Raw genomic sequence first — 20,986 nt, 5'->3', positions numbered from 1 at the left:
ACGTGACTCCCAGAGCACGCGACTCCAGGTTTTCTTGTCGAGGGCCCCGCCGCGCTCTCCGACGCTCAGGCACCACTTCCACGCTTCCGCGAAGCACTGCCCACTCGACAGGACGACAGCCTATTTGATAACGATTCTCATTTTCAATATTAAAGATTGAACACCGAAACCCCGACGGAGAGAGCCATGCCGGAGATGCCCGCGGTCCTCGCGAACACGTTGATGCCCTGGTTCGCGAAGCCCTCGCACATCGCCCGGGTGGAGACGCTGGCGCCCCGGTTGCGTCGGGTGCGCTTCGAGGGAGAGTCCCTGCGCGGCGTCGTCCATGAGCCCGGGCAGGAGGTGGAGTTCCGCGTCAGCGAGACGGCGTTCCGCCACTACACGCCGTCGATGATGGACCCGGTGGCGGGGGCGATGGAGGTCGTCTTCTTCCTGCATGGGCAGGGGCCCGGCAGCGCGTGGGCCTCAGCGCTCCAGCCGGGAGACACGGCGGACATCCTCGGGCCTGGAGGCCGGCTCGGCGTGGACGAGGAGGCCCCCGCGCACGTGTTCCTGGGCGACGAAACGTGTCTGGGGTTGTTCCAGGCGATGATTCGCGCCCTGCCCTCACCGCTGCGGCTGCTGGGCGCCATCGAGGTGGAGCCGGGAGCGGAGGACTGGCTGGAGCGGGTGGGCGTGCCCCTGACGGCCGTCGCGCGCGAGCACGGACAGCCGCGAGGCGAGGCGCTGCGAGCGTGGCTTGGGCGCAACGTGCTGCCGGGCGCGACGTGTTACCTGGCCGGGCACGCGGGCTCCATCGTCACGCTGCGCCAGGAGCTGCTGGAGCGGCACGGCGTCTCGCGCCGCTCGGTGCGCAGCAAGGCCTACTGGGCGGACGGCAAGCGCGGGCTGTGAGGCACGCGGCTCACTCGAAGCGGTAGCCCTTGGGCACCACGACGATGCCGCTCTCGGTGACGGTGAAGCCGCGCGCCCTGTCGGCCTCCAGGTCGTAGCCCACCTTCGCGTTGGGAGGCACGCGCACGCCCTTGTCGATGATGGCGTTCTTCACCTGCGCGTGCCGGCCGATGTCCACCTCGTCGAAGATGACCGAGCGCTGCACGCTCGCGTAGCTGTTCACCCGCGCGCGGCGGAAGAGGATGCTCTCGCGCACCACGCCGCCGGAGATGATGCAGCCACCGGCCACCATGGAGTTGAGCGCGCGCCCCACCCTGTCCCCGGCCTCGTGGACGAACTTGGCGGGCGGGCTGTACTCGCTGGCGGAGCGCAGCGGCCACTCGGCGTTGAAGATGTCGAACTCCGGGTTCACCGACACCAGGTCCATGGACGCCTCGTGGTACGCGTCCAGCGTTCCCACGTCGCGCCAGTAGGTGTTGGGCGCCGTCTGGCCGGGGATGGGGTTCTTGGCGAAGTCGTAGGCCTGGATGTGATAGCCGTCACGCAGCGCGCGCGGCAGCACGTCCTTGCCGAAGTCGTGCTGTGAGCCCTCCGTCTTCGCGTCCACTTCCAGCAGCTCCGCGAGCACCTTGCTGCGGAAGATGTAGTTGCCCATGCTGGCCAGCGCGGTGTCCGGCCGGCCGGGGATGGCCTTGGGGTCCTTGGGCTTCTCCTGGAACTCCGTCACCCGGCCCCGCTCGTCCACCTGCATGACGCCGAAGCGGTGCGCGTCCGCCAGGGGCGTGGGGTACGCGGCGATGGTGATGTCCGCGCGCTGGGACTCGTGCTGCTCCAGCATGTGCGCCACGTTCATCTTGTAGATGTGGTCGCCGGAGAAGATGGCCATGTGCTCGGGGCGGTGGTTCTCCACCAGATGCATGTTCTGGTAGATGGCGTCCGCGGTGCCCCGGTACCAGACGGGCCCCAGTTCCTCGTACAGGTACATCTGCGCGGGCACGAGGGTGATGAAGTAGTCCGACAGCAGCACCGAGCCGAAGCGCCAGCCGCGCTGGATGTGCTCCGTCAGCGACTGCGCCTTGAACTGCGTCAGGACGTAGATGGAGTAGATGCCGGAGTTGATGAAGTTGTTGAGCGCGAAATCGATGATGCGGTACTTCGAACCGAAGGGCACCGCTGGCTTCGAGCGCCTCAGCGTGAGCGGCGACAACCGAGTTCCCTGGCCTCCGGCCAGCACCATGCCGAGGATGCGCGTACCCATGCTGAGATGTCTCCCTGAGTGGCCCCCAGTATAGGGCTCCACGAAGGGTTGTCCGTTTTCACGGCGCGCGCCCCACCAGAAGTCCTCGTGCGTCAACGCGCGGGGCCACGAGGGCAGGTCCGACTCAGGTGGCGTCCTTCCAGGGACGGACGGAGAAGCCGTTCAGCAGCGAGCCGCCGGCCATCAGCGCGATGCCGAGGAACGACAGCCAGGGTCGCACCGGGAGTTGTTGCCGCGCACCCAGGATGACGGCGAGGCCCACGAGGCTGAGCACGAAGGGGACATAGCCCTTGCGCGGCGCCCGCCGCAGCAGGAGCCCCAGGTGGACGCCCGAGAGCCCCAGCAGCACGGGGAAGAGCCACTCCACGGCGGGCGCGCTCGCCAGCCCGACGCTTCCGAACAGGCTGAGGTACGCGGCCCAGCACATGGCGCACTTGGGGAAGAACGCCATCAGGACACTCAAGAACACGGTGAGGACCGAGCGCGCCGTCGCACCGGACAGCGGGTGCTCCGCCTCCTCCCGCGGCCTGGACATGCGTCACCTCCAGCCCGTGAAGCGTTGCGGGAAAGACTGTCGAAGCAAGCGCTGGAGCACCTGCGTTCGACAGGGGTTGTCCTCCCTGCCTAGCCTGCGCCCCTGGCGGCGCGTGCCGAGGCACGGCGGACACATTCGCACTCACGGAGCATGACCATGCGGGGACAGTGGCTCAAGCAGCGGTGCGGAGGGCTGACCGTGATTGTCGGACTGGCGACGCAATCCCTTGCGGCAACTCCTTCCCAGACAACACCCGCGCGCGTGGGGCCCGTGCTGGTCAACGTGGAGGCTCGCGCCGGGCAGGACTTGTCGGGTGCCTGGCACTGGTCCGTGGACCCATACCGAGACGGCCTCGCGGGCTTCCATGGCGCGGAGGCCGGCCCCGGGCACCGTCGCCATGACGACGTCGATGTCGATGCCGTCACGCGCGCGAATCCCCAGGCGCTCTACGAATACGACCTGCGCCGCTCGCCCGTGGTCCATCTGCCCGCCTCGTGGATCTCCCACGACGAGACGATGCGCTACTACGACGGCCTCGTCTGGTACCAGCGGACCTTCACCGCGACCAAGGCCCCGGGCCAGCGAGCGTTCCTGCGCTTCGGCGCCGCGGACTACGTGGCGCGTGTGTATTTGAATGGCAAGCCCGTGGGGATTCACGAGGGCGGCTTCACGCCCTTCGCGTTCGAGGTGACCTCCTTGCTGCGCACGGGGGAGAACCAGGTGACGGTCGGCGTCGACTCCGTGCGCTCCGCCGACACCGTGCCGCCCACCGTCACCGACTGGGAGACCTATGGCGGCCTCACCCGGCCCGTGCGCCTGGTGCTGACGCCGGCCACGTACATCGACGATGCGTGGGTGCGCCTGGGCGACGACGGCCGCCTCCGCGCGACGGTGCGGCTCCAGGGCACGCGGCCCGGGGACACCGAGGTGCAGGTGCGCATCCCCGCGCTGTCCCTGACGTTGAAGGGACGCACCGGCGCGGATGGGAGCTGGACGGGCGATGCGGCGGAGCCCTCCGCCCTGAAGCGCTGGAGCCCAGAACAGCCTGCGCTCTACGAGGTGACGGTGGAGGCCGGCGAGGACCGGTTGGTGGACCGCATCGGCTTCCGGACGCTGGCAGTGAAGGGCCACGACATCCTGCTCAACGGCAAGCCTGTCTTCCTGCGCGGCATCAGCCTGCATGAAGAGGAGCTGGGCAAGAACCCCACCCGCGCCATGACTCCCGGGGCGGCGCGCGCGCTGCTCGGAGAGGTGAAGCACGGCCTCCACGGCAACTTCGTGCGGCTGGCCCACTATCCGCACTCGGAGGTCATGACACGCATGGCGGACGAACTGGGGCTGCTCGTCTGGAGCGAGATTCCCGTCTACTGGCGCGTCAACTTCGCCCGGGGCGAGACGCTGGAGACCGCGCGGCGGATGCTCGCGGAGAACATCCTGAGGGACCGCAACCGCGCCTCCATCGCGTTCTGGAGCGTGGCCAACGAGACGCCCGTGAGCGATGCGCGCAACGCCTTCCTCGCGCGACTGGCGGCAGATGCGCGAGCGCTCGACGACACGCGGCTGGTGACGGCGGCGCTGCTCATCGACCGTGTCCAGGAGAAGGGCCAGTCGGTGATGGTGGTGAAGGACCCGCTGGTGAGCCACCTCGACGTGGCGGCGGTGAACACCTACAACGGCTGGTATTCCGACGACGCGCTGGCGGACCTGCCAGGCATCGGCTGGCGCAACGACACGGGCAAGCCGCTCGTCTTCTCCGAGTTCGGCGCCGACGCCCAGGCGGGATTCCACGAGCCCGGGCTGAAGCGGAAGTTCTCCGAGGAGTTCCAGGCCGAGTACCACCGGCAGACGCTCGCGATGAGCGAGAAGGTGCCCTCGCTGCGCGGCCTGTCGCCCTGGGTGCTGAAGGATTTCCGCTCGCCCCGGCGCCAGCATCCCGTCTACCAGCAGGGGTGGAATCGCAAGGGACTGCTCTCGGAGACGGGGCAGCGCAAGCAGGCCTTCGACGTCCTCGCCGAGCACTACCGCAAGCTGGAGGCACGACAGGCCCACACCGAACAGGCGCGCGCGCCCTGACGGCGTGCACATGGATCGCATCGTCGTCCCTGCCCAGGGCCTCGCGCCCACGCTGAACGTCACCCAGGACAGGGCCTCCTTCAGACTCGGAGGCCACTGCTGGCGCGAGGAGGCACCGCGCTACTGGGGCCGCAGTCGTTGGATGAGCTGCTTCGCGCTGAACGGCGTCGTCGAGGTATCGACGTCCGCGTCCCCCGTGAGGGAGACCTCGCCCGTGGGGTGGTACGTCAGCTCCCACGCGGCGCCGTGGAAGGGCCCGATTCCCGCGCCCCAGAGTCGACTTCCTGCCGGAGAGTAGAGCCCGAGCACTCCATCCGTGCCGCCGAACTGGACCTCGGGCGGCGGACACGTGGCGTCGCACGCACCCAGCACCGCGATGCCGAGCGGGCCTGTAGAGACATCCTTCAGCCAGGCCCCCACCAGTGACATCCAGCGCTCCTCTCCGGTGAGCGAGTAAGCCGCGATGTTGCCGCGTCCCCAGATGCCTCCCGGATAGTCCTGTCCCTTGAAGCGCATGGTCCCCGAGAAGCTGCCCACCGCGACGATGTCGTCACCGAGCGCCGCGACGGCATAGAAGCCACCGGTGGCCTCCGGGTACTCGCGGAACCAGCGGTGCGGACCGTTCCGGGCGAACTTGGACACGAAGGCCACCCGCTCCGGCGAACGGTTGAAGACATAGCGCCACCCCACGACGACGACGCCATCGTCCGAGGAGGTCTTCAGGTCCATGACCTCCACGCGGTCACCCCTTCCACCAATGGCGCGGTCGAAGACGTAATCGCCATTCGCGTCGAACTTCGCGATGTAGCCCTGCCACCCCGGGTTCTCCAGCAGCCACCGGACGCCACCGCCCACGTTGCAGTTCAGGCCCACCTGACCTCCGAGCCACACCGCGCCGTGCGAGTCGACCGCCACCGCGCGGATGCCCAGCTCGTCACACAAGGCGTGCCGCCACAGCAGCGTCCCCGCTGGAGAGAACTTCGCCACGAACGAGCGCTTGCCCAGCGCGCCATCTCCCAGGTCCATCGTCTCCGGCGCATGGCCCGCCAGCAGGATGTTGTCGGAGGCATCCACCACCAGGTCCGGGAACGAATAGAAGTCCGACTCGGCGGGCTGGAGCTGCGCCACGGGCCACGCGAAGACCTTGCGCCAGACCTCCTGTCCGAGTGGATTCAGCTTGAGCAACTCCAGCGTGCGCTGGGAGCCGTTTCGCCAGTAGCTCGCCAGGGTGAGCACGTTGCCCGCGCTGTCCCGCGCGATGCGCGAGGAGCGCGTGTTGCCGCGATAGATCATGCCCGTGTCCAGCACCTGCCACGCCCGCACGCTCGGCGGTCCCACGGCCTCCTGGGATGCCATGGGGCGCCCCACGTCGTCTCCCCAGGTGTCCGGCGTCATGCCCTCCTCGGGTTGCCCGCAGCCCGAGAGCACCACCCAGCCCAGCAGCACCACGCCGAGCGTGACTGTCTTCGTTCGCAAACTCCGCATCACCTGACTCCTTTTCCATGCACGGGGGCACGCCCCAGGCGCTCGCTCAGCGAAGGGGGCTTCACGGAGTTGTGAGGCACACGCTGGGAAACAACCCCCGGGCCCGGGGCGCACACGACGGGTTGTTCAATCCAAGGCGTGGCGCGGGCCGGGAGCACCTCCAGGCACGCCGGCCAGGGAGCCACATCCCGCGGGCCTCGCCCGTGCAGGCAACTCCGTCGGCCTCGCCCCGAGGATGAGGTTCAGAGCGCGAGCACCGCGGGTTCGGGGCGCCGCGCATCGCCATCGCGGGCGGCGGCGGTCCTGAATCCGACAGGTGCCGGGGTGGCTCAGGCTTGAAGCGAAGCGCCACGCCGGGCGACGAGCACGCGCAGGTGGGCCCGCCCCAACCGGAGTCGACTCCTCACCGTCTCGAAGGGAATCTCCAGCGCATCCGCCAGCTCGGGCACGCTCATCCCCTGAAGATGGTGAAGCATGAGCAGGCCGCCGACCAGGTGCCCCTCCTGGTCCAGAGGGTGGAGGCCATCGGCGCCGACGTGAAGGACATCAAGACGGAGCTGCGCGTGGTCCGCGAGCACGACGCGGAGCTGCACCTGGTGGACCAGCGCCTGCGGGCGATGGAGTCCTGGCAGGGCGAGGCCCGGCCCCAGCTCACCAACAACATCCACGTGCTGATGGGCGAGCGCGGTGCACGACAACACCGCAACCTCTCGCCGGCAGCTGCCGCTGAGGTGCATGAGTCGTGAGCCCATGTTCGGAGGCACTGAATGAGGAACAGTTGACCATCTATGGAAGAGACGACATCGCAAGCCATTGAGTCACCTCGTCAGTGCCACGAATTGTCGAATTCTGTAACCGCCCGAAAGCTGCTTAGAGCCCTGCTGCAGCATCAGCGGCGGAATCACTTTGTCTTTCGTAGCGTCTATCGACCTGAGAGAGTGGAGCGCCGCTTGGTGACGTACCTCGGCATCAAGTCTGCCGCCAAGGTGACTCCGCCTCCGGTCAAGCTCGGGCCATACCTGGGGGAGATTGCGCGGTTCTGCGAGGCCAACAAAATCCCGCCGTTGAACTCGCTCGTTGTGAATGCAACGACAAGAGTGCCCGGCGCCGCTTATGAGGGGACCGATAAGGGGGCGTGCTGGGAGCGCGATGTCTTTGCCGCGCTAATCTGTCGCTATCCTGCCGCTCCGAAGTTGCTGGCCTACGCCAAGTAGGCCGCATGCGCCAAGGGCGCGGGTTCGGCGCACCTTCACCTCAATCCATCGCCACGTCTCCTGGAGGGTAACCCTCACCTCCAGGAGTGTTGTCCATGCTTCGACCCACGCAGCGCACCGCCTTCATCTCCAACGTCCTCGTTCAGATGCACGCATCCTACAGGTGGGGCGCGAAGGGCGAGCGCGATGTCGTCACCCACCACCGAATCCATGACTGCTCCGGCCTCGTGACGTGGGCGCTGCGTGACGTGTGCGGCCCGGACTGGCGGGGCTCGCATACCACCACCGACTGTGGGCTGACTGCGTGCGTGTGAGCCTCGGCGAGGAGCCGATGCCGGGCGACCTGGTGCTCTACCACTCCAAGACCGACCCGTCCGATGCAGAGCACGTCATGGTGTACCTGGGTGGTGGGCGCGGCGGGCGGTGGCCGAAAGACGCTCACGCGGGAGGACGCACGGCTCGCCGATGCCCGCGTGAAGGTGTTCCAGGGGCCTCACACCTCCCCCCTGGGCCTCGCCCCCACGCGGGTCATCGTCCAGCGGAGAGACCCGGACCGGACGCGCGCTCCGTTCAGCGGGCGTGGTTCTGCTTCAGGCCATACGTCCTCCCGCCAAAGGCCAACGTGTAGTTGGAAGGACTGGCGATGGGGAGCTGGTACGTGAGCTTCACGGTGGCGGTGCTGCCGTTGGGGATGCCCTGCCAGGTGGGGACGGTGAGCTGCACCCGGTGGAAGTCTCCCTTCAGCCCGCCCAGGTTGGAGCCCGAGTGGTCACTGCGAACCAGGCTGAGCGTCCAGCCGGACTGCTGGGCCAGCGTCGCGGGCGTCGAGGTGCCGTAGTCGAACTGGAGCAGCGCGCCACCGGGGATGGCCTGACCGGAGTTGTTGGTGAGCCGCAGCGTGGGAGAGATGGGGTAGTTCGAATCCCCCAGCGCGTAGTCCACGAGCTCCACGGTGACATCCAGCGTGTCGGTGGGCATGCCCTGATTCGCGCGGACGTTGCGGTACGGCGTCGCCGTCTTGAACTTCTCGTACAGCAGCCGCGTCAGCGTGTGGCCCATGAAGTACTCGCCCTGCCCGTTGGCGCGACTGGGGTCGAAGGCGTAGTCACCCGCCAGCTCCCAGAACATGAGTCCGCCGATGCCCCGGTCCACCACATACTGGGCCTTCACCCCGAGCGACTCCTCGTCCTCGGTGGACAGGAACACCTTCTTCGTCGCGTTCCACAGCCAGGGCGACGCGAGCGCCGCGCTGTAGTTGCGTGCATACGTTCCCGTGATTCGGTCCGTGGGGTCATTCACCGGGTCCAGGCCGTACGCCATCAGGTACGAGCCCTGGCGCCCCTCCTGGAGATTCCTGGCGTGCCACAGCGGGTTGCTGCCAGAGGCGACCTCCGCGCCCAGGGAGTTCTTGTCGTGCCAGAGGTTGTCGATGCCCAACGCGCCGTTGCCGCAAGGCACCGTGGAGCCGACGCTGGAGCCGGTGCCCGGCGGGCACTTCGTCTGGTCCGGCAGCGGCGCCTTGCCCCACAGACCGTTGGTGCCACCGGTGACGTTCTGCCAGCCGCGCGTGTAGTAGGGCACGCCCAGGTTGATGCGGCCCGCCTGCAGGGCGCCCCGGAAGTAGTGATAGGCCCAGTCGGTGTTCAGGTAGCCGATGCCGCCGTACGTGCCGTACACGTTCCAGTGCAGCAGCTCTCCGTCCTTGCCGTCGTCGTACAGCGCGGCGTTCGGTCCGACGAACTCGTTCCAAGCCCCGTGCAGGTCGTAGGTCATCAAGTTGGCGAAATCCAGGTACGGCGTCACCTGGTAGGTGTCCGTACCGCGCAGAATCCAGCCCGAGGCCGTGGTGGCCGCCGTCAGCAGGTAGTACTTCCCGTCCGCCGCGCTGGCCGCGTCCAGCTTCTCGCGCAGCGTCTTCATCAGCGCGACATAGCCACGCACCAGCCCGGCGCGCCGAGGCGTGGCGATGGCGAAGTCATCCGGGTTGCCCGCGTTGGGCATCGACGTGGCGTACTCGAAGTCGATGTCCGCGCCGTCGAAGCCATACGTGCGAAGGAAGGTGACCACCGAGTCCGCGAAGGTGTTGATGGCCACGGTGTTCACCGTGTTGTTGGCCGTCGTCGTCAGCGTGTAGAAGCCACCGCTTGCCACCCGGTTGCCGTTGTCATCCAGATAGCCCCCCGACTCCGCCCAGCCGCCGATGGACACCAGCGTCTTCACGTTCGGGTACTGCTTCTTGTACTTGTTGAGCAGGTTGAAGTGGCCCTTGTAGGAGTACGCGGGGTCCATCTCCGCTCCGGGCACGCCAGGCCACTGCATCCCCGTGGAGGGATTGTTCGCGGTGTTCGCGCCCACGGACACGCGGTTCTGCGCGTCGACGTGCGCGAAGGCGTAGTTGATGTGCGTGAGGTTGCCCCACGGAATCTGGGGGACCAGGTACGCGGGCTGGCCATTCTTTCCGTGTCGCCAGCCGGTGAAGTAGCCGATGAGTCGGCGCGGATGGTCCGCGCCCATCTTCTCGCGGCCGGCCGAGTCGTAGACCTGGCAATACGGCACGCTCACACCGGGCGTCGGATACAGGCCGTCCGGTCGGCAACCTCCGGGCTCACCCCCTCCGTTGGAGGTCGTCACCGGGAGGGCCGCGCTCGCCCCGGAGAGATTCCCGGCGGCGTCTTTCGCCTTCACGGTGAAGGTGTACGCGGTGCTGGCGCTCAACCCCCCCACCACCACCGAGGTCTCCGTCGCGGCGACAGTCGCCCCTCCCGCGACGAACACGTCGTAGCCGGTGACCCCTACGTTGTCCGTGGAGGCGTCCCAGGCCAGTGACACCGTGGAAGCGCTGACGGCCGTGGAGCGAAGGCCCGAGGGGATGGACGGAGGCTGCGTGTCCACCTCGCCCGTACCGCACACGCCCACCAGCTTGTACCAACCGCTGGCTGTGCCGAAGACAGGGTCCGCCGTCCAGATGCTGACCAGCGCCTCATAAAGGCTGTTCTGGTACACGACGCGGTCGCCGGCCTTGTAGATGGTGCTCGCGTTCCAGGCGGGATACCCGGCGCAGTCCACCGCCAGCTCTGCTTTGGCGGCACCCTCGGGTGGCTCGGCGGGTGGCTCCGCGGACAGGCAGGCCATGGATGTGGCGACCAGGAGCATCCCGTGAAGGAATCTCATTCCGTTCTCCTTGCTTGATTGTGCACGACGGCGCGCCAGGACAGCGCGCCGGACATCGGGGCGGTCCGCCCCGGACTTGAGAGCGCGAGCACGGCGGGTTCGGGTCACCGCTCTTCGCGCTTCGCGGGCGGCGTCGGTCCTGAATCCGACAGGTGCCGGGGTGACTCAGGCTTGAAGCGAAGCGCCACGCCGGGCCACGAGCACGCGCAGGTGGGCCCGCCCCAACCGGAGTCGACTTCTCACCGTCTCGAAGGGAATCGCCAGCGCGTCCGCCAGCTCGGGCACGCTCATTCCCTGAAGGTGGTGAAGGACGAAGGCGCGGCGCTGCTCGTCGGGGAGCTGCGCGAGGAGCCCCTCCACCTGTCGACGCAGCAGGCAGTCCTCCCTCGCCAGCTCGTCGCAGGACTCGAAGTCCCGGGCACTCGCTTCATCGCGCTGACGTCGTTCGATGCGGGCCCTGCGTGAGGCCGCGAAGCTCACCCGTCGCACCACCTGGTCCGCCCAGGACGCGAAGGCGCCGTCGCCCCGGTAGCCGCGCAGGCCGCGCAGGATGGCGACGAGCGCCTCCTGCGTCACGTCGTCCACCTCCGTGTCGCGGCGGACCAGGTACCGCACCCGCGTCCGGACCCGGGGCAACAGCTCCGTCAGGAGCGCGCCGACCGCGTCACGATTCCCCCGACTCGCTTCCCGGACGCGAGGTTCATCCACACCGAGCTTGGCAGTCGCCATGGCCTCTCCCAGCCTCATCCGCGCAGGGGCGTCGGGCCCGGCGCTGCCCGGCCCACCGGGCGCTCCCGGTGGGCGGTGTCACCTGTCGGAGACGCGGCACCCTCACCCCGCGAAGCGGAGAAGCAGGAGGGTGCCGCCCCCGTCAGTTCAGCTCGACCTCGCGACTGCTCCGGCCATCACTCGCCCGAGCGCGCAGCAGCACCCGGCCCGGGGCACTCACGGGCTCCGAATAGACGGCCCAGCTCCGGCCGCCATCCACCGAGTACTCGATGACGAGGCCCGGGAAGCGCACGTTGGCGTGCACCTTCCCGCCCGTGCGCTGTGCCCCGGGCAAGGGGATGCGGTAGTTCACCCCCACGCTGTCGGGCAGCTCACCACGCACGTCCACCGGGCGATAGGCGCCCAGCCGAGGCAGCACGGACTGTCCCAGACTGTTGGCGAAGCGAGCCCACAGCGCGGGCATCTGGTCAGGCGCGGGCAGCTCCGGGTTCCAGGCGCGCTCCGCCACGCCCAGTATCTTGGGGAACGCCAGATACTCCATCACCTGCGGCGTCTTGACGTTCTCCCCAAAGAGCAGCCCGTGCATGCCGAGGATGTTCTTGCGCCCCGCCTCGGTGAGCCGCTCCTTCGTCGCCCATGCACTCGGGTCGATGGGGTTGCCCATCCGGTCCGCCGTGCCATTCACATACACATCGAACGGTCGGTACTCGAAGGTCTTCTTCTCGTCGACGAAGTTGGCCCAGTAATAGCCGGGCTCGTCCGGGTCCTTGTTGTACGCCAGGTCCATGTAGAGGTTCGTCGCGTGCGACAGAATCACGCGGTAGCCCTGGTTCGCATACCGGTACGCGTCGTCCTCGCGCCCCCAGCCCCACACGTTGCTCCATGGCATGGGGATGAAGCCCGGCAGGTCCAACCCGTGGTGGATGATGTCGTCCCAACCCGTGGCCGCCGCGCCCGTCGCGGTGATGAGCCCGCCCCAGCGCGTGAAGAACCGGTTGAAGAGCTGCACGTCCGTGAGGCCACGCGTCTCCGGGTTCTGCTGGCACACCGGCGAGCCCTGCCACCACACGTTCGCCGCGAGCGACGGCAGCTCGTCGCCCCCCGCGTGGATGGCCAAGAGCCGCGCCCCGGGCACCGCGTCGTGGCGAGCCTTCAGCTCCTGGGCCACCTTGGCCAGGAAGGCATAGGTCGACTCCAGGCAGGGATTGACGAAGTTGTCCGTGTAGCCCTGCACGCTGGTGTGCACCGAGGTGTCGGCCGGGTCCACCAGGCGGTACTCCGCCGCGCGCACCGGGTCCGTGCCCTGGTACTTCCGGAAGCGGTACTCCATCGCCTTCACCGCCGCCCGCGCGTGCCCCGGCATGTCGATTTCCGGAATCACGTCGATGTGCCGCTCGGCCGCGTACGCCAGCAGCTCCTCGTAGTCCTTCACGGTGTAGTAACCATGGCCCGCGCCCACGAAGTTGAGCGTCGCCTGCTCGAAGCCCTGGTAGCGCGGCGCGACTCCACCGTTGGCCTCGGTGGGCGACTCCGGCTTGAAGGCCACACCGTCTCCCTGCGCCAGGTCGCTGCCACTGCCCAGACCGATTTGCAGCATCTGGCCTTCCTGGAGGTCATAGCCGCGCCGCGCGCCGTAGGCGGTCAGCTCGGGGATGCCGGGCACCTCGATGCGCCAGCCCTCGTCATCAGCGAGGCGCAGGTGAAGCGCGTTCACCTTGTAGTGCGCCAGCACGTCGAGCAGCTTCTTCACCGTCTCCTTCGTCTGGAAGTGTCGTGCTACGTCCAGGCTCATGCCCCGGTAGGCGAAGCCCGGCACGTCGGTGATGCGCACGCGAGGCAGCGACAGCACGGCGGGCCTGCTCGTGGGATTCACCGAAGCCGCGTAGGCCTCCACCGGCACCAACTGACGCAGCGTCTGGATGCCGTAGAACACCCCCGCCGCATCCGAGCCCACCACCGACACGCCCTCTGCCTCGACCTCCAGCACGTACCCTTCCGCGTCCTTGTCGCCATCGCCGTCGACATCGAGCGCCGAATCGATGCTCAAGCGGATGCGCTCCGAACCCGCGCCTCCCTGGGCCTCGCGCGTGGTGATGGACGCCGAGAGCACGTCTCCGAGCGCCGCGGCGAGATAGGCCGCCTCGCCTCCGAGCCCCGGCGCGTGGAGGATGCCCACCGCGCCACCCAGCACCACCTCGCCCTCCCGGACGTCCACCTGACGCGGGGTCGGCAGCAGTCGCGCCTTCATGTCCAACGACTGGAAGGAGGGGTTCTCCGCGTAGCGCAGCGCCGGCGTCTGAACGGGCAGCACGTCTCCCTCGAAGCGCGTCGTCTGCTTCGGGTCCGCCGCATCCAGGCGCACCGTGGCGGGCACCGCGAGCGAGAGGTCCGCCCCGAACGGGCCGCCATCGAAGACGATGTGGAACCCGGCGGGCGCGTCGGACTTCAGGACGGCCCAGTCGGAGGCCAGCACCGACAGCTTCCGCTTCTCGCCAGGGCGAAGGGGTACGAAGCCCGGCAACGGCTCCAGCACATAGTAGTCGCCGCTCTTCGCCACTCCGGCCCTGGAGAGTCGGATGCCCTGCGCCGCGAGCGCCTGGATTCCCGTCTCGTCACCCTCCCCTTCGTCGAGGATGCGGCGCACGAAGCTGAAGTAGAGCTTCCAGCCCCGCGAGCCCAGCTCCCGCTCACCCCGGTTCTCCAAGGTGAATTCGGAGCGGAAGAACTTCCAACTGCCCACCGAGTTGTCCACCGGCTGCCACTCGACGGCCAGCTCCGTCGGGCGACGGCACGCGGACAGCAACAACGTCACCATCGTGAGGCACAACACGAGCCGCTTCATCGGGTCTCCCTTCGCCACGTCGAGCGTGGCCCTGAAACGAAACTGTGGATGGGGTGTCGCGCGGGAGGTCAGAGCCACCACTCCACGCGCGCGCCCAGGTAGTGGCCCACGGTGGAGCCGCCCACCGTCTGGAGGTACGGCGAGATGAGCCGGTCGACCGACGCCTGGTTGTAGACAGCCAGCGTGTAGAACAGCCGCAGGTGCGGCCGGGCCCAGACATCGCGCTTGCCGGTGGGAACCAGCGTGGGCACCAGCGACAGCTTCAGCGCCGTCCCGTACCGCTGATGTCCCTCGCGGAAGCCCTGGAAGCTCGCCTCGTTGACCAGGTGGAACTGGTCATGGAGGTACAGCGTGCTCTGCGCGCCCAGCGCGTACTCGACATAGCGGTCCGTCACCGCGCCGCTCGCGCCCCGGCCCGCGTGCAGGGTGCCGTAGGCGTTGACGCTCAAGAGCGGGTTCACGTTGTAGAGCAGGTGGTTCACCACCTCCACGCCATACGCGCCCGAGTACCGGCCATTCGCCGCGGGCAGCCCATACGTGTTCCACGTCGGAAGCCCCGCGAGGCTGCCATTGGCGATGCGGCTGCCGATGCGCACCGAGGTGTCATTGAAGCTGCCGTTGCCAAGCTCCACGTGCCCCTTGACGCCTCCCACCACGCCCACGTCCGGCGGCAGGATTCGCGCGTCGGCGGGAGCGAGCGAGGCCGCCTCGGGCAGCGCGTGAATCTCCGTCAGCAGATGGATGGCGTGCTTGCTCTGGAAGGTGTGCGTGTACTGGCCCACGATGACGGTGCGCTGACGGCGGCGGTCCGGCTCGCCATCGCCATCCGTGTCCACCGCGTACTCCGCGAGCGTGGCGGAGGTCTGGAGCAGCACCGCCACGTCGATGGGCCCGTACTGAACTCCCAGCCCCTGCGCGGACAGGTTGTTGAAGTACCAGTAGTCCGCCAGATACACGTTCGTGCCGCGATAGAAGCGCACGCCGCCCCAGAACTTCAGGCCGGGGACCAGGATGTTTCCCGCCGCGACGTAGGCCTCTCCCAACTCCAGCGCCAGCGTGGAACTGAAGCGATTGCTCGTCAGGCCGATGAACAGGCCGTTGTTGGCCCACATCGCGGGCGTCAGCACCGCGTAGGCGTAGGGCGCATCCACGCTGCCCTCGGCCGGCTTGAGCAGGTGCAGCTTGAGGGAAGGCTCCAGATAGTCGCCCTCCTCCAGCCGTCCTCCCACGGAGCGGCCCGTGAGGTTGAACGTCTTGCCCTGGATGAACTCGCCGCTGGTGGGCGCCCAGCCCACGCCGACGCGGCCGTACATGGAGAAGTCGAGCCGGTCCGCCAGGGATTGCGCGCTCGAGGGAAGTGCGAACAGCAGGCAGAGCGCGGCCAACAGCGGACGCGAGGAACGACCGAGGAACAACGGGACTGAGGGGCCACCGGGAATCATGTGTGAACCTCCGGGCAAGGCACGGCCAGCACCCCTCCCGAGAGAGGGGTTCATTCGGTTGGAAGAGAGAATGGGGAGTCGGGTGCTAGAGCATCGCGCGCAGCTCGTCCGCGACACGCTCCGCGGTGGGACCGAGGATGACCTGCACGCTGCCGCTGACGGGCTTCACCACGCCTCGCGTCCCCAGCCCCTGAAGCTTCGCGTCATTCACCAGCAACGCGTCCGCGACACTCAGCCGCAACCGCGTGGTGCAGCTGTCCACGACGCGCACGTTGGCGGCGCCACCCAGGGCGTCGAGCATGGCCCTCGCCAGGGTGCGGTGCTCGGCCCCGGGCGCCGCGGCGCCCTGGAGCGCCTGCTTCACCTCGGCGGCGAGCTGGTCCGCCTCGGGACCGATGATGACCTGCACACTTCCTCGCGCGGGACGCAGCACACCGCGCGCCCCGAGCTGCTTGAGCGTGGCCTCGTCCACACGCTCCGAGTCCACCACCTGGAGCCTCAGGCGCGTGGTGCAGGCGTCCACTTCCTTCAGGTTGGCCACGCCTCCGAGCGCCTTCAGGTACGCCTCGCCTCGGGCCAGGGCCGGAGCGGGAAGGCTCCGGCCCTCACTCGGGGCACTCACGGCGGCGAGCTCATCCTCGCGACCGAGTGTCTTGAGATTGAAGCGGACGATGATGAAGCGGAACACGCCGTAGTAGACGCCGAAGTAGGCGAGTCCCACGGGCAGCAACATGAGCGGCTGGGTGGACTTGCCGTAGTTCAACACGTAGTCGAACAGCCCCGCGGAGAAGCCGAACCCGAGCTTCACGCCGAGCACGTTCATGATGACGTGCGACATGCCCGTCAGCACCGCGTGGAGCAGGTACAGCGGCGGGGCCAGGAACATGAAGGCGAACTCCACCGGCTCGGTGACGCCCGTCAGCGCGGAGGTGAGCGCCATGGACAGCAGCACGCCGCCGACCCTGGCGCGATTGCGCTGGGGTGCCGCGTGATACATGGCAAGGCACGCCGCCGGCAGACCGAACATCATCACCGGGAAGAAGCCCGCCATCATCGCGCCGGCCGACGGGTCCCCGGCGAAGAAGCGCTTCAGGTCTCCCGTCACGCCGTTGAAGTCGCCGAGCACGAACCAGGCGAGGTTGTTGATGATGTGGTGCAGCCCGGTGACGATGAGCAGTCGATTGAAGAAGCCATAGAGGAACAGCCCCAGTCCTCCGGCGGAGACCACCGAGCGGCTGGCCCCATCCAGCCCCAGCTCCACCACCGGCCAGGCGAAGCCGAACGCCAGGGCAAACAGCAGACAGGCGAAGCCGGTGACGATGGGAACGAACCTGCGCCCTCCGAAGAACGCCAGGTACTCCGGCAGCTTCGTGTCCTTGAAGCGGTTGTAGAGCAGGCCCGCGCTCAGGCCCGCGAGGATGCCGGCCGGCGTGCTGATTTTCGCCGCCAGCCGCGTCTTGAAGGTGGACAGCGCCAGGTCTCTCGCCGCGCCCTCCAGGCCCGCCGTCACCTCGGGCGGAATGGTCACCAGCGCCTGCGTGCCCTGGATGATGATGAAGTAGCCCACCGCGCCCGCAAGCCCCGCCGCGCCATGGTTCTCCTTGGCGAAGCCGACGGCCACGCCCACGGCGAACAGCAGGCCGAGGTTCGAGAAGATGGCGTCTCCGGCCGCCGCGACGAAGGCGATGTCCAGCAGGTCCGGCTGCCCCAACCGCAGCAGCAGGCCCGCGATGGGCAGCACGGCAATGGGCAACATCAACGCACGCCCGAGTTGCTGCACTCCAGCAAACGAGTTGCTCACCACGACGTACCTCCAGGGTTGGGAGCCGGGCTACAGCCCGGGCCAGGTGCTCGACACCAGAGCGCGCACCGCCTCCGCGCTCTCCAGTTCCAGGGCCTCGCGCGCGACCTGCTCGCAGCGCGCGAGGGACAGCGTGCGGATGAATGCCTTCAAGTCGGGAATCACCGAGGGCGTGGCGGACAGCTCCGTGACGCCCAACCCCAACAGCAGCGGCGCGGCCCGAGGCTCCGACGCCACGCCACCACACACCGCCACCGGGCGCCCATGGACGCGCGCGCCCTCCACCGTCTTCGCCACCAGTCGCAGCACTCCCGGATGCAGGCCATCCAGCCGCGCCGCGAGGTGCGGGTTGCCTCGGTCCACGGCCAGCACGTACTGCGTGAGGTCATTGGTCCCGATGGACAGGAAGTCCGCCTCCGCGGCGAGTTGGTCCGCGAGCACCGCGGCGGCGGGGACCTCCACCATGGCGCCCAGGAGAATCGGCGCGGTGAGGCCGAGCGCGCGCTGCTCTGATTCGAGAAGGGCGCGCACGGCGCGCAGCTCCGCCCGCGAGGAAATCATCGGAACGAGGATGCGGCAGACCCCCACGGGACGGACCCGGAGGATGGCGCGCAGTTGGGTGCGCAGCAGCTCGGGCTCTCGCAGCGACACCCGCACGCCCCTCAGGCCCAGCACCGGATTGTCCTCGTGTGGCAGTGGCAGGTAGGCCAGCGGCTTGTCACCGCCGACGTCGAGCGTGCGGATGACCACGGGCCGCCCGCCCAGCGCGTCCGCGATTTCCTGGTAGCGCGCCAACTGCTCGTCCTCACCGGGCGCGCGGACCCGCTCCAGGAACAGGAACTCGGTGCGCAAGAGGCCACAGCCCTCCGCGCCCTTGTCACGAGCCGTCACGGCCTCACCCGGGCGACCGAGGTTCGCGAGCACCTCGATGCGGACTCCATCCGCGGTGCGGCAGTCCTCGTGCGCGGTCAACAGGTGGACACGGCGGTGGGCCGCGCGCGACGTCATCGCTCGACGGGTGGCCTCACGCGTCTCCTCGGAGGGGAAGACCCGCACCTCGCCCCGGTCTCCGTCGAGGACGAGCGGCGCGCCCTCCGGAATGCCCAGGGCCTGATTCCCCAGGGCCACGACGGCGGGCAGGCCCATGCCGGACGCGAGGATGGCGACATGCGAGGTGGGCCCACCCCGCGCGGTGCAGATGCCGGCGATGCGATGGGGCTCGAGCGCGGCCAGCTCCGAAGGCAGCAGCTCATCCGCGACGAGAATGGCCTCCGGCGGCAACGTCGAGGGAATCCGCGAGCTGGCCTCCCCCGTCAACGCGGCGACGACGCGGCGCGCGAGGTCATGCAGGTCCCCCGCGCGCTCCGCCAGTCGCGCGTCCTCCAGGCCGAGCAGCACGGCGGCCTGTCGCTCGACCACCGCGCGCCACGCCCAGGCCGCGCCACGTCCGGCGGCGAGCTCGCGATTCGCGGCCTCGATGAGCTCCGGGTCATCCAGCAGCGCCAGGTGCGCCCGGAAGATATCCGCGCGGGCGCCTCCATTCCCGGGCGTCGCGGACATCGCCTCTTCGAGTTCTCTCCGGACGCGGGCGAGGGCCTCCGACAGGCGCTGTTCTTCCAGCGTCACGCCGAGTCCCTGCTCGGGCAGGTCGACGGGGAGGTCGATGACCCGGACGGCCCGCCCCACGGCGGAGCCCGGCGACGCGACGATGCCCTCGAGCAGCAGCTCCTTTCCGGGCAGGAAGCTCGGAGCCGCGACGGGCACGGGCGTGATACCGCGCGCGGTCATCACCGGCTCCGCGACGGGCGTCGTCGGGTCACCCAGTCCACTGGCCACCCACTCCGCCAGCTCCTGCGCCACGCGTTCGGCCGCCTCTCCCTCCACGTGAAGCGTCAGCAGGTCTCCGTGCGTGGCCCCCAGGCCCATGAGCGCGGACACGCTCTTGCCGTTGACCACGCGCCCATGACAGGCGACGCGCACCGTGCCCGCGTGCTGCCGCGCCCGCTGGGCGAGCGCCGCCGCGGGACGGGCGTGCAACCCATGCGCGATGAGCAGCCGGACCTGCCTCGTCGCACCCCCTTCACCCGCTCCCTCCGGCGCCACCGGCGCGCTCCCCGTGACGGCGAGCAACGGCTCCCCGACGGACACCGAGCGACCCTCCACCCGCTCCGTCACGGTGTAGCCCTCGGCGTTGACCACCAGCATGAGCGTCTGGAGGCTGCGCGCCTTGCGTGCGAGCAGATCCAGGTCGAAGCCAATCAGCACGTCGCCGGTGCGCACCTTCTGGCCCGTCTGGACATGGACGGTGAAGCCCTCGCCGCGCAGCTCCACCGTGTCGATGCCGATGTGGAGGAGAATCTCCGCCCCCGTCTCGGCGCGCAGGGTGCACGCGTGGCGCGAGGCGTGGATGGAGATGACGACACCGTCACAGGGCGCGCGCAGCTCGGCGGAGGTCGGGTCCACCACGATGCCGTCACCCGCCAGGCGCTGGGCGAAGGCCGGGTCGGGCACCTCCTCCAGCCGCGCCGCCCAGCCCGACAGCGGCGAGGAGAGCAGCAGCGTGGCCGAGGAAGGACGAGCGGTGACGAGCTTCAGCGGGAGTCCGGTCATGAGGGGTCTACCTCCTCCGAGGAGAGCGCCGACAGCGCGAGCCGCAGGTTGCCCCCGGCGCGCTCCAGGGCCGCGTCCGCTCGCGCGACATCCAGCCCCGCGAGTCCCAGCACCGCGCGCTTGACGGTGCCGTGTGCCGTGAGCGCTTCGGCGGCGCGGGGCTCATCCACCTGGGCCAGCCGCGCCACCATGGCCACGCAGCGCTGACGCAGCTTCGCGTTCTCCGGCCGCACATCGACCATCAGGTTGTCGAAGACGCGCCCCAGCCCCGCCATGACGGAGGTGGAGAAGAGGTTCAACATCACCTTCTGCGCCGTCCCCGCGCCCAACCGCGTGGAGCCCGCGATGACCTCCGCGCCCGAGGCGACGACCACCTCGTGTGCCGCGACACGCGCCAGCGGCGACTTCGCGCGACACGCCAGCGCCACCGTGAGCGCGTCGCGACCGCGCGCCACGTCCAACACGCCCACCGTGAAGGCGCTGTGCCCGCTGGCGGAGACCCCCAGCACCACGTCCTCGGGTCCCAGCCGCGCCCGCAGCGCACGCTCCCGACCCGCGCCCTCGTCATCCTCCGCGACAGCGTCGAGCCCGTGAGAGAGGTCCAACCCTCCCGCCATCACCACCGCCACCCGCGACGCCGGCCAGTCGAACGTCGGCCCCAACTCCACCGCGTCCAGCGCCGCCAGCACGCCCGACGAACCCGCCCCCGCGTACACCAGCCGCCCGTCGCCCCTCGCCAGCCGGTCGACCGTGGCCTCCACCGCCGCGCCCAACGCCGGCAACGCGGACAGGCAGGCCGCCACCGCCCGGGACTGACCGCCCCAGAGCGCCTCCAGCGTCTCGGCCGTCCCCCAGGTGTCCAACCCCTGGAAACGACGAGCCATGTGCTCCGTCTCCTCCGCCATGACTGTGCCCCCCGGCAACAACTGGTA

The 20,986-nt window shown here is 69.0% G+C and carries 14 protein-coding genes and 1 pseudogene; 4 read left to right on the top strand and 11 right to left on the bottom strand.

The window, feature by feature from the left end; all coding sequences use genetic code 11:
* Positions 1 to 186 precede the first annotated feature (186 nt).
* A complete protein-coding gene (locus HUA75_RS15220; protein WP_174486793.1) occupies positions 187 to 894 on the top strand; it encodes a siderophore-interacting protein in 708 nt (235 codons plus the stop codon).
* Between the two features lie 10 nt (positions 895 to 904).
* Here HUA75_RS15220 and glgC read toward each other — a convergent pair whose 3' ends face one another.
* Both glgC and HUA75_RS15210 read right to left on the bottom strand, forming a co-directional pair.
* Positions 905 to 2,152, bottom strand: a complete 1,248-nt coding sequence (gene glgC / locus HUA75_RS15215) for a glucose-1-phosphate adenylyltransferase (RefSeq protein WP_141644597.1) — start codon at positions 2,150 to 2,152, stop codon at positions 905 to 907.
* Between the two features lie 124 nt (positions 2,153 to 2,276).
* Positions 2,277 to 2,687, bottom strand: a complete 411-nt coding sequence (locus HUA75_RS15210) for a hypothetical protein (RefSeq protein WP_174486792.1) — start codon at positions 2,685 to 2,687, stop codon at positions 2,277 to 2,279.
* A gap of 156 nt (positions 2,688 to 2,843) precedes the next feature.
* Here HUA75_RS15210 and HUA75_RS15205 point away from each other — a divergent pair, with 156 nt between their 5' ends.
* On the top strand, positions 2,844 to 4,760 hold the full coding sequence (locus HUA75_RS15205; RefSeq protein WP_217446080.1) for a glycoside hydrolase family 2 protein: 1,917 nt from the start codon (positions 2,844 to 2,846) through the stop codon (positions 4,758 to 4,760).
* A gap of 120 nt (positions 4,761 to 4,880) precedes the next feature.
* Here the strand turns inward: HUA75_RS15205 and HUA75_RS15200 are convergent, their stop codons facing one another.
* Together HUA75_RS15200 and HUA75_RS15195 are read right to left on the bottom strand one after the other, a co-directional pair.
* On the bottom strand, positions 4,881 to 6,245 hold the full coding sequence (locus tag HUA75_RS15200; protein WP_174486790.1) for a hypothetical protein: 1,365 nt from the start codon (positions 6,243 to 6,245) through the stop codon (positions 4,881 to 4,883).
* A 329-nt stretch (positions 6,246 to 6,574) separates the two neighbouring features.
* Positions 6,575 to 6,724, bottom strand: a pseudogene (locus HUA75_RS15195) (sigma factor-like helix-turn-helix DNA-binding protein); the annotation flags it as partial.
* Here HUA75_RS15195 and HUA75_RS47925 point away from each other — a divergent pair.
* Positions 6,677 to 6,991: a hypothetical protein gene (locus HUA75_RS47925; protein ID WP_371746128.1), complete on the top strand. Its 315-nt coding sequence runs from the start codon at positions 6,677 to 6,679 to the stop codon at positions 6,989 to 6,991. The pseudogene HUA75_RS15195 and the gene HUA75_RS47925 overlap by 48 nt on opposite strands.
* Positions 6,992 to 7,554: 563 nt before the next feature.
* Positions 7,555 to 7,773 carry a hypothetical protein gene (locus tag HUA75_RS15185; protein ID WP_174486789.1) on the top strand — a complete coding sequence of 73 codons (219 nt, stop codon included), beginning with the start codon at positions 7,555 to 7,557 and terminating at the stop codon, positions 7,771 to 7,773.
* A gap of 256 nt (positions 7,774 to 8,029) precedes the next feature.
* On the opposite strand, the gene HUA75_RS15180 is transcribed toward HUA75_RS15185, so the two are convergent.
* The 7 genes from HUA75_RS15180 to HUA75_RS15150 all read right to left on the bottom strand — a co-directional run bounded on the left by HUA75_RS15180 (position 8,030) and on the right by HUA75_RS15150 (position 20,938).
* The gene (locus tag HUA75_RS15180; protein ID WP_174486788.1) at positions 8,030 to 10,630 is read right to left on the bottom strand and encodes a chitinase C-terminal domain-containing protein; all 2,601 of its coding nucleotides are present in this window, start codon (positions 10,628 to 10,630) and stop codon (positions 8,030 to 8,032) included.
* A gap of 165 nt (positions 10,631 to 10,795) precedes the next feature.
* A complete protein-coding gene (locus HUA75_RS15175; RefSeq protein ID WP_174486787.1) occupies positions 10,796 to 11,359 on the bottom strand; it encodes an RNA polymerase sigma factor in 564 nt (187 codons plus the stop codon).
* Positions 11,360 to 11,501: 142 nt separating this feature from the next.
* Positions 11,502 to 14,201 carry a family 20 glycosylhydrolase gene (locus HUA75_RS15170; RefSeq protein ID WP_174486786.1) on the bottom strand — a complete coding sequence of 900 codons (2,700 nt, stop codon included), beginning with the start codon at positions 14,199 to 14,201 and terminating at the stop codon, positions 11,502 to 11,504.
* Between the two features lie 68 nt (positions 14,202 to 14,269).
* On the bottom strand, positions 14,270 to 15,643 hold the full coding sequence (locus HUA75_RS15165) for a carbohydrate porin (protein WP_174454176.1): 1,374 nt from the start codon (positions 15,641 to 15,643) through the stop codon (positions 14,270 to 14,272).
* Between the two features lie 85 nt (positions 15,644 to 15,728).
* Entirely contained in the window at positions 15,729 to 17,444 is a 1,716-nt protein-coding gene (gene nagE, locus HUA75_RS15160) for an N-acetylglucosamine-specific PTS transporter subunit IIBC (RefSeq protein WP_246137352.1), read from the bottom strand.
* A 30-nt stretch (positions 17,445 to 17,474) separates the two neighbouring features.
* Positions 17,475 to 20,054 (bottom strand): phosphoenolpyruvate--protein phosphotransferase, encoded by a 2,580-nt coding sequence (gene ptsP, locus HUA75_RS15155; RefSeq protein WP_174486785.1) that lies wholly within the window; start codon positions 20,052 to 20,054, stop codon positions 17,475 to 17,477.
* On the bottom strand, positions 20,051 to 20,938 hold the full coding sequence (locus tag HUA75_RS15150) for an N-acetylmuramic acid 6-phosphate etherase (RefSeq protein WP_246137351.1): 888 nt from the start codon (positions 20,936 to 20,938) through the stop codon (positions 20,051 to 20,053). The genes ptsP and HUA75_RS15150 overlap by 4 nt, the downstream gene beginning before the upstream one ends.
* Between the last annotated feature and the right edge of the window lie 48 nt (positions 20,939 to 20,986).

Origin of the sequence: Myxococcus sp. CA040A, assembly GCF_013336725.1 — a bacterium.
GTDB lineage: Bacteria > Myxococcota > Myxococcia > Myxococcales > Myxococcaceae > Myxococcus > Myxococcus llanfairpwllgwyngyllgogerychwyrndrobwllllantysiliogogogochensis.
This window is presented reverse-complemented; position numbering and strand designations above follow the sequence as displayed.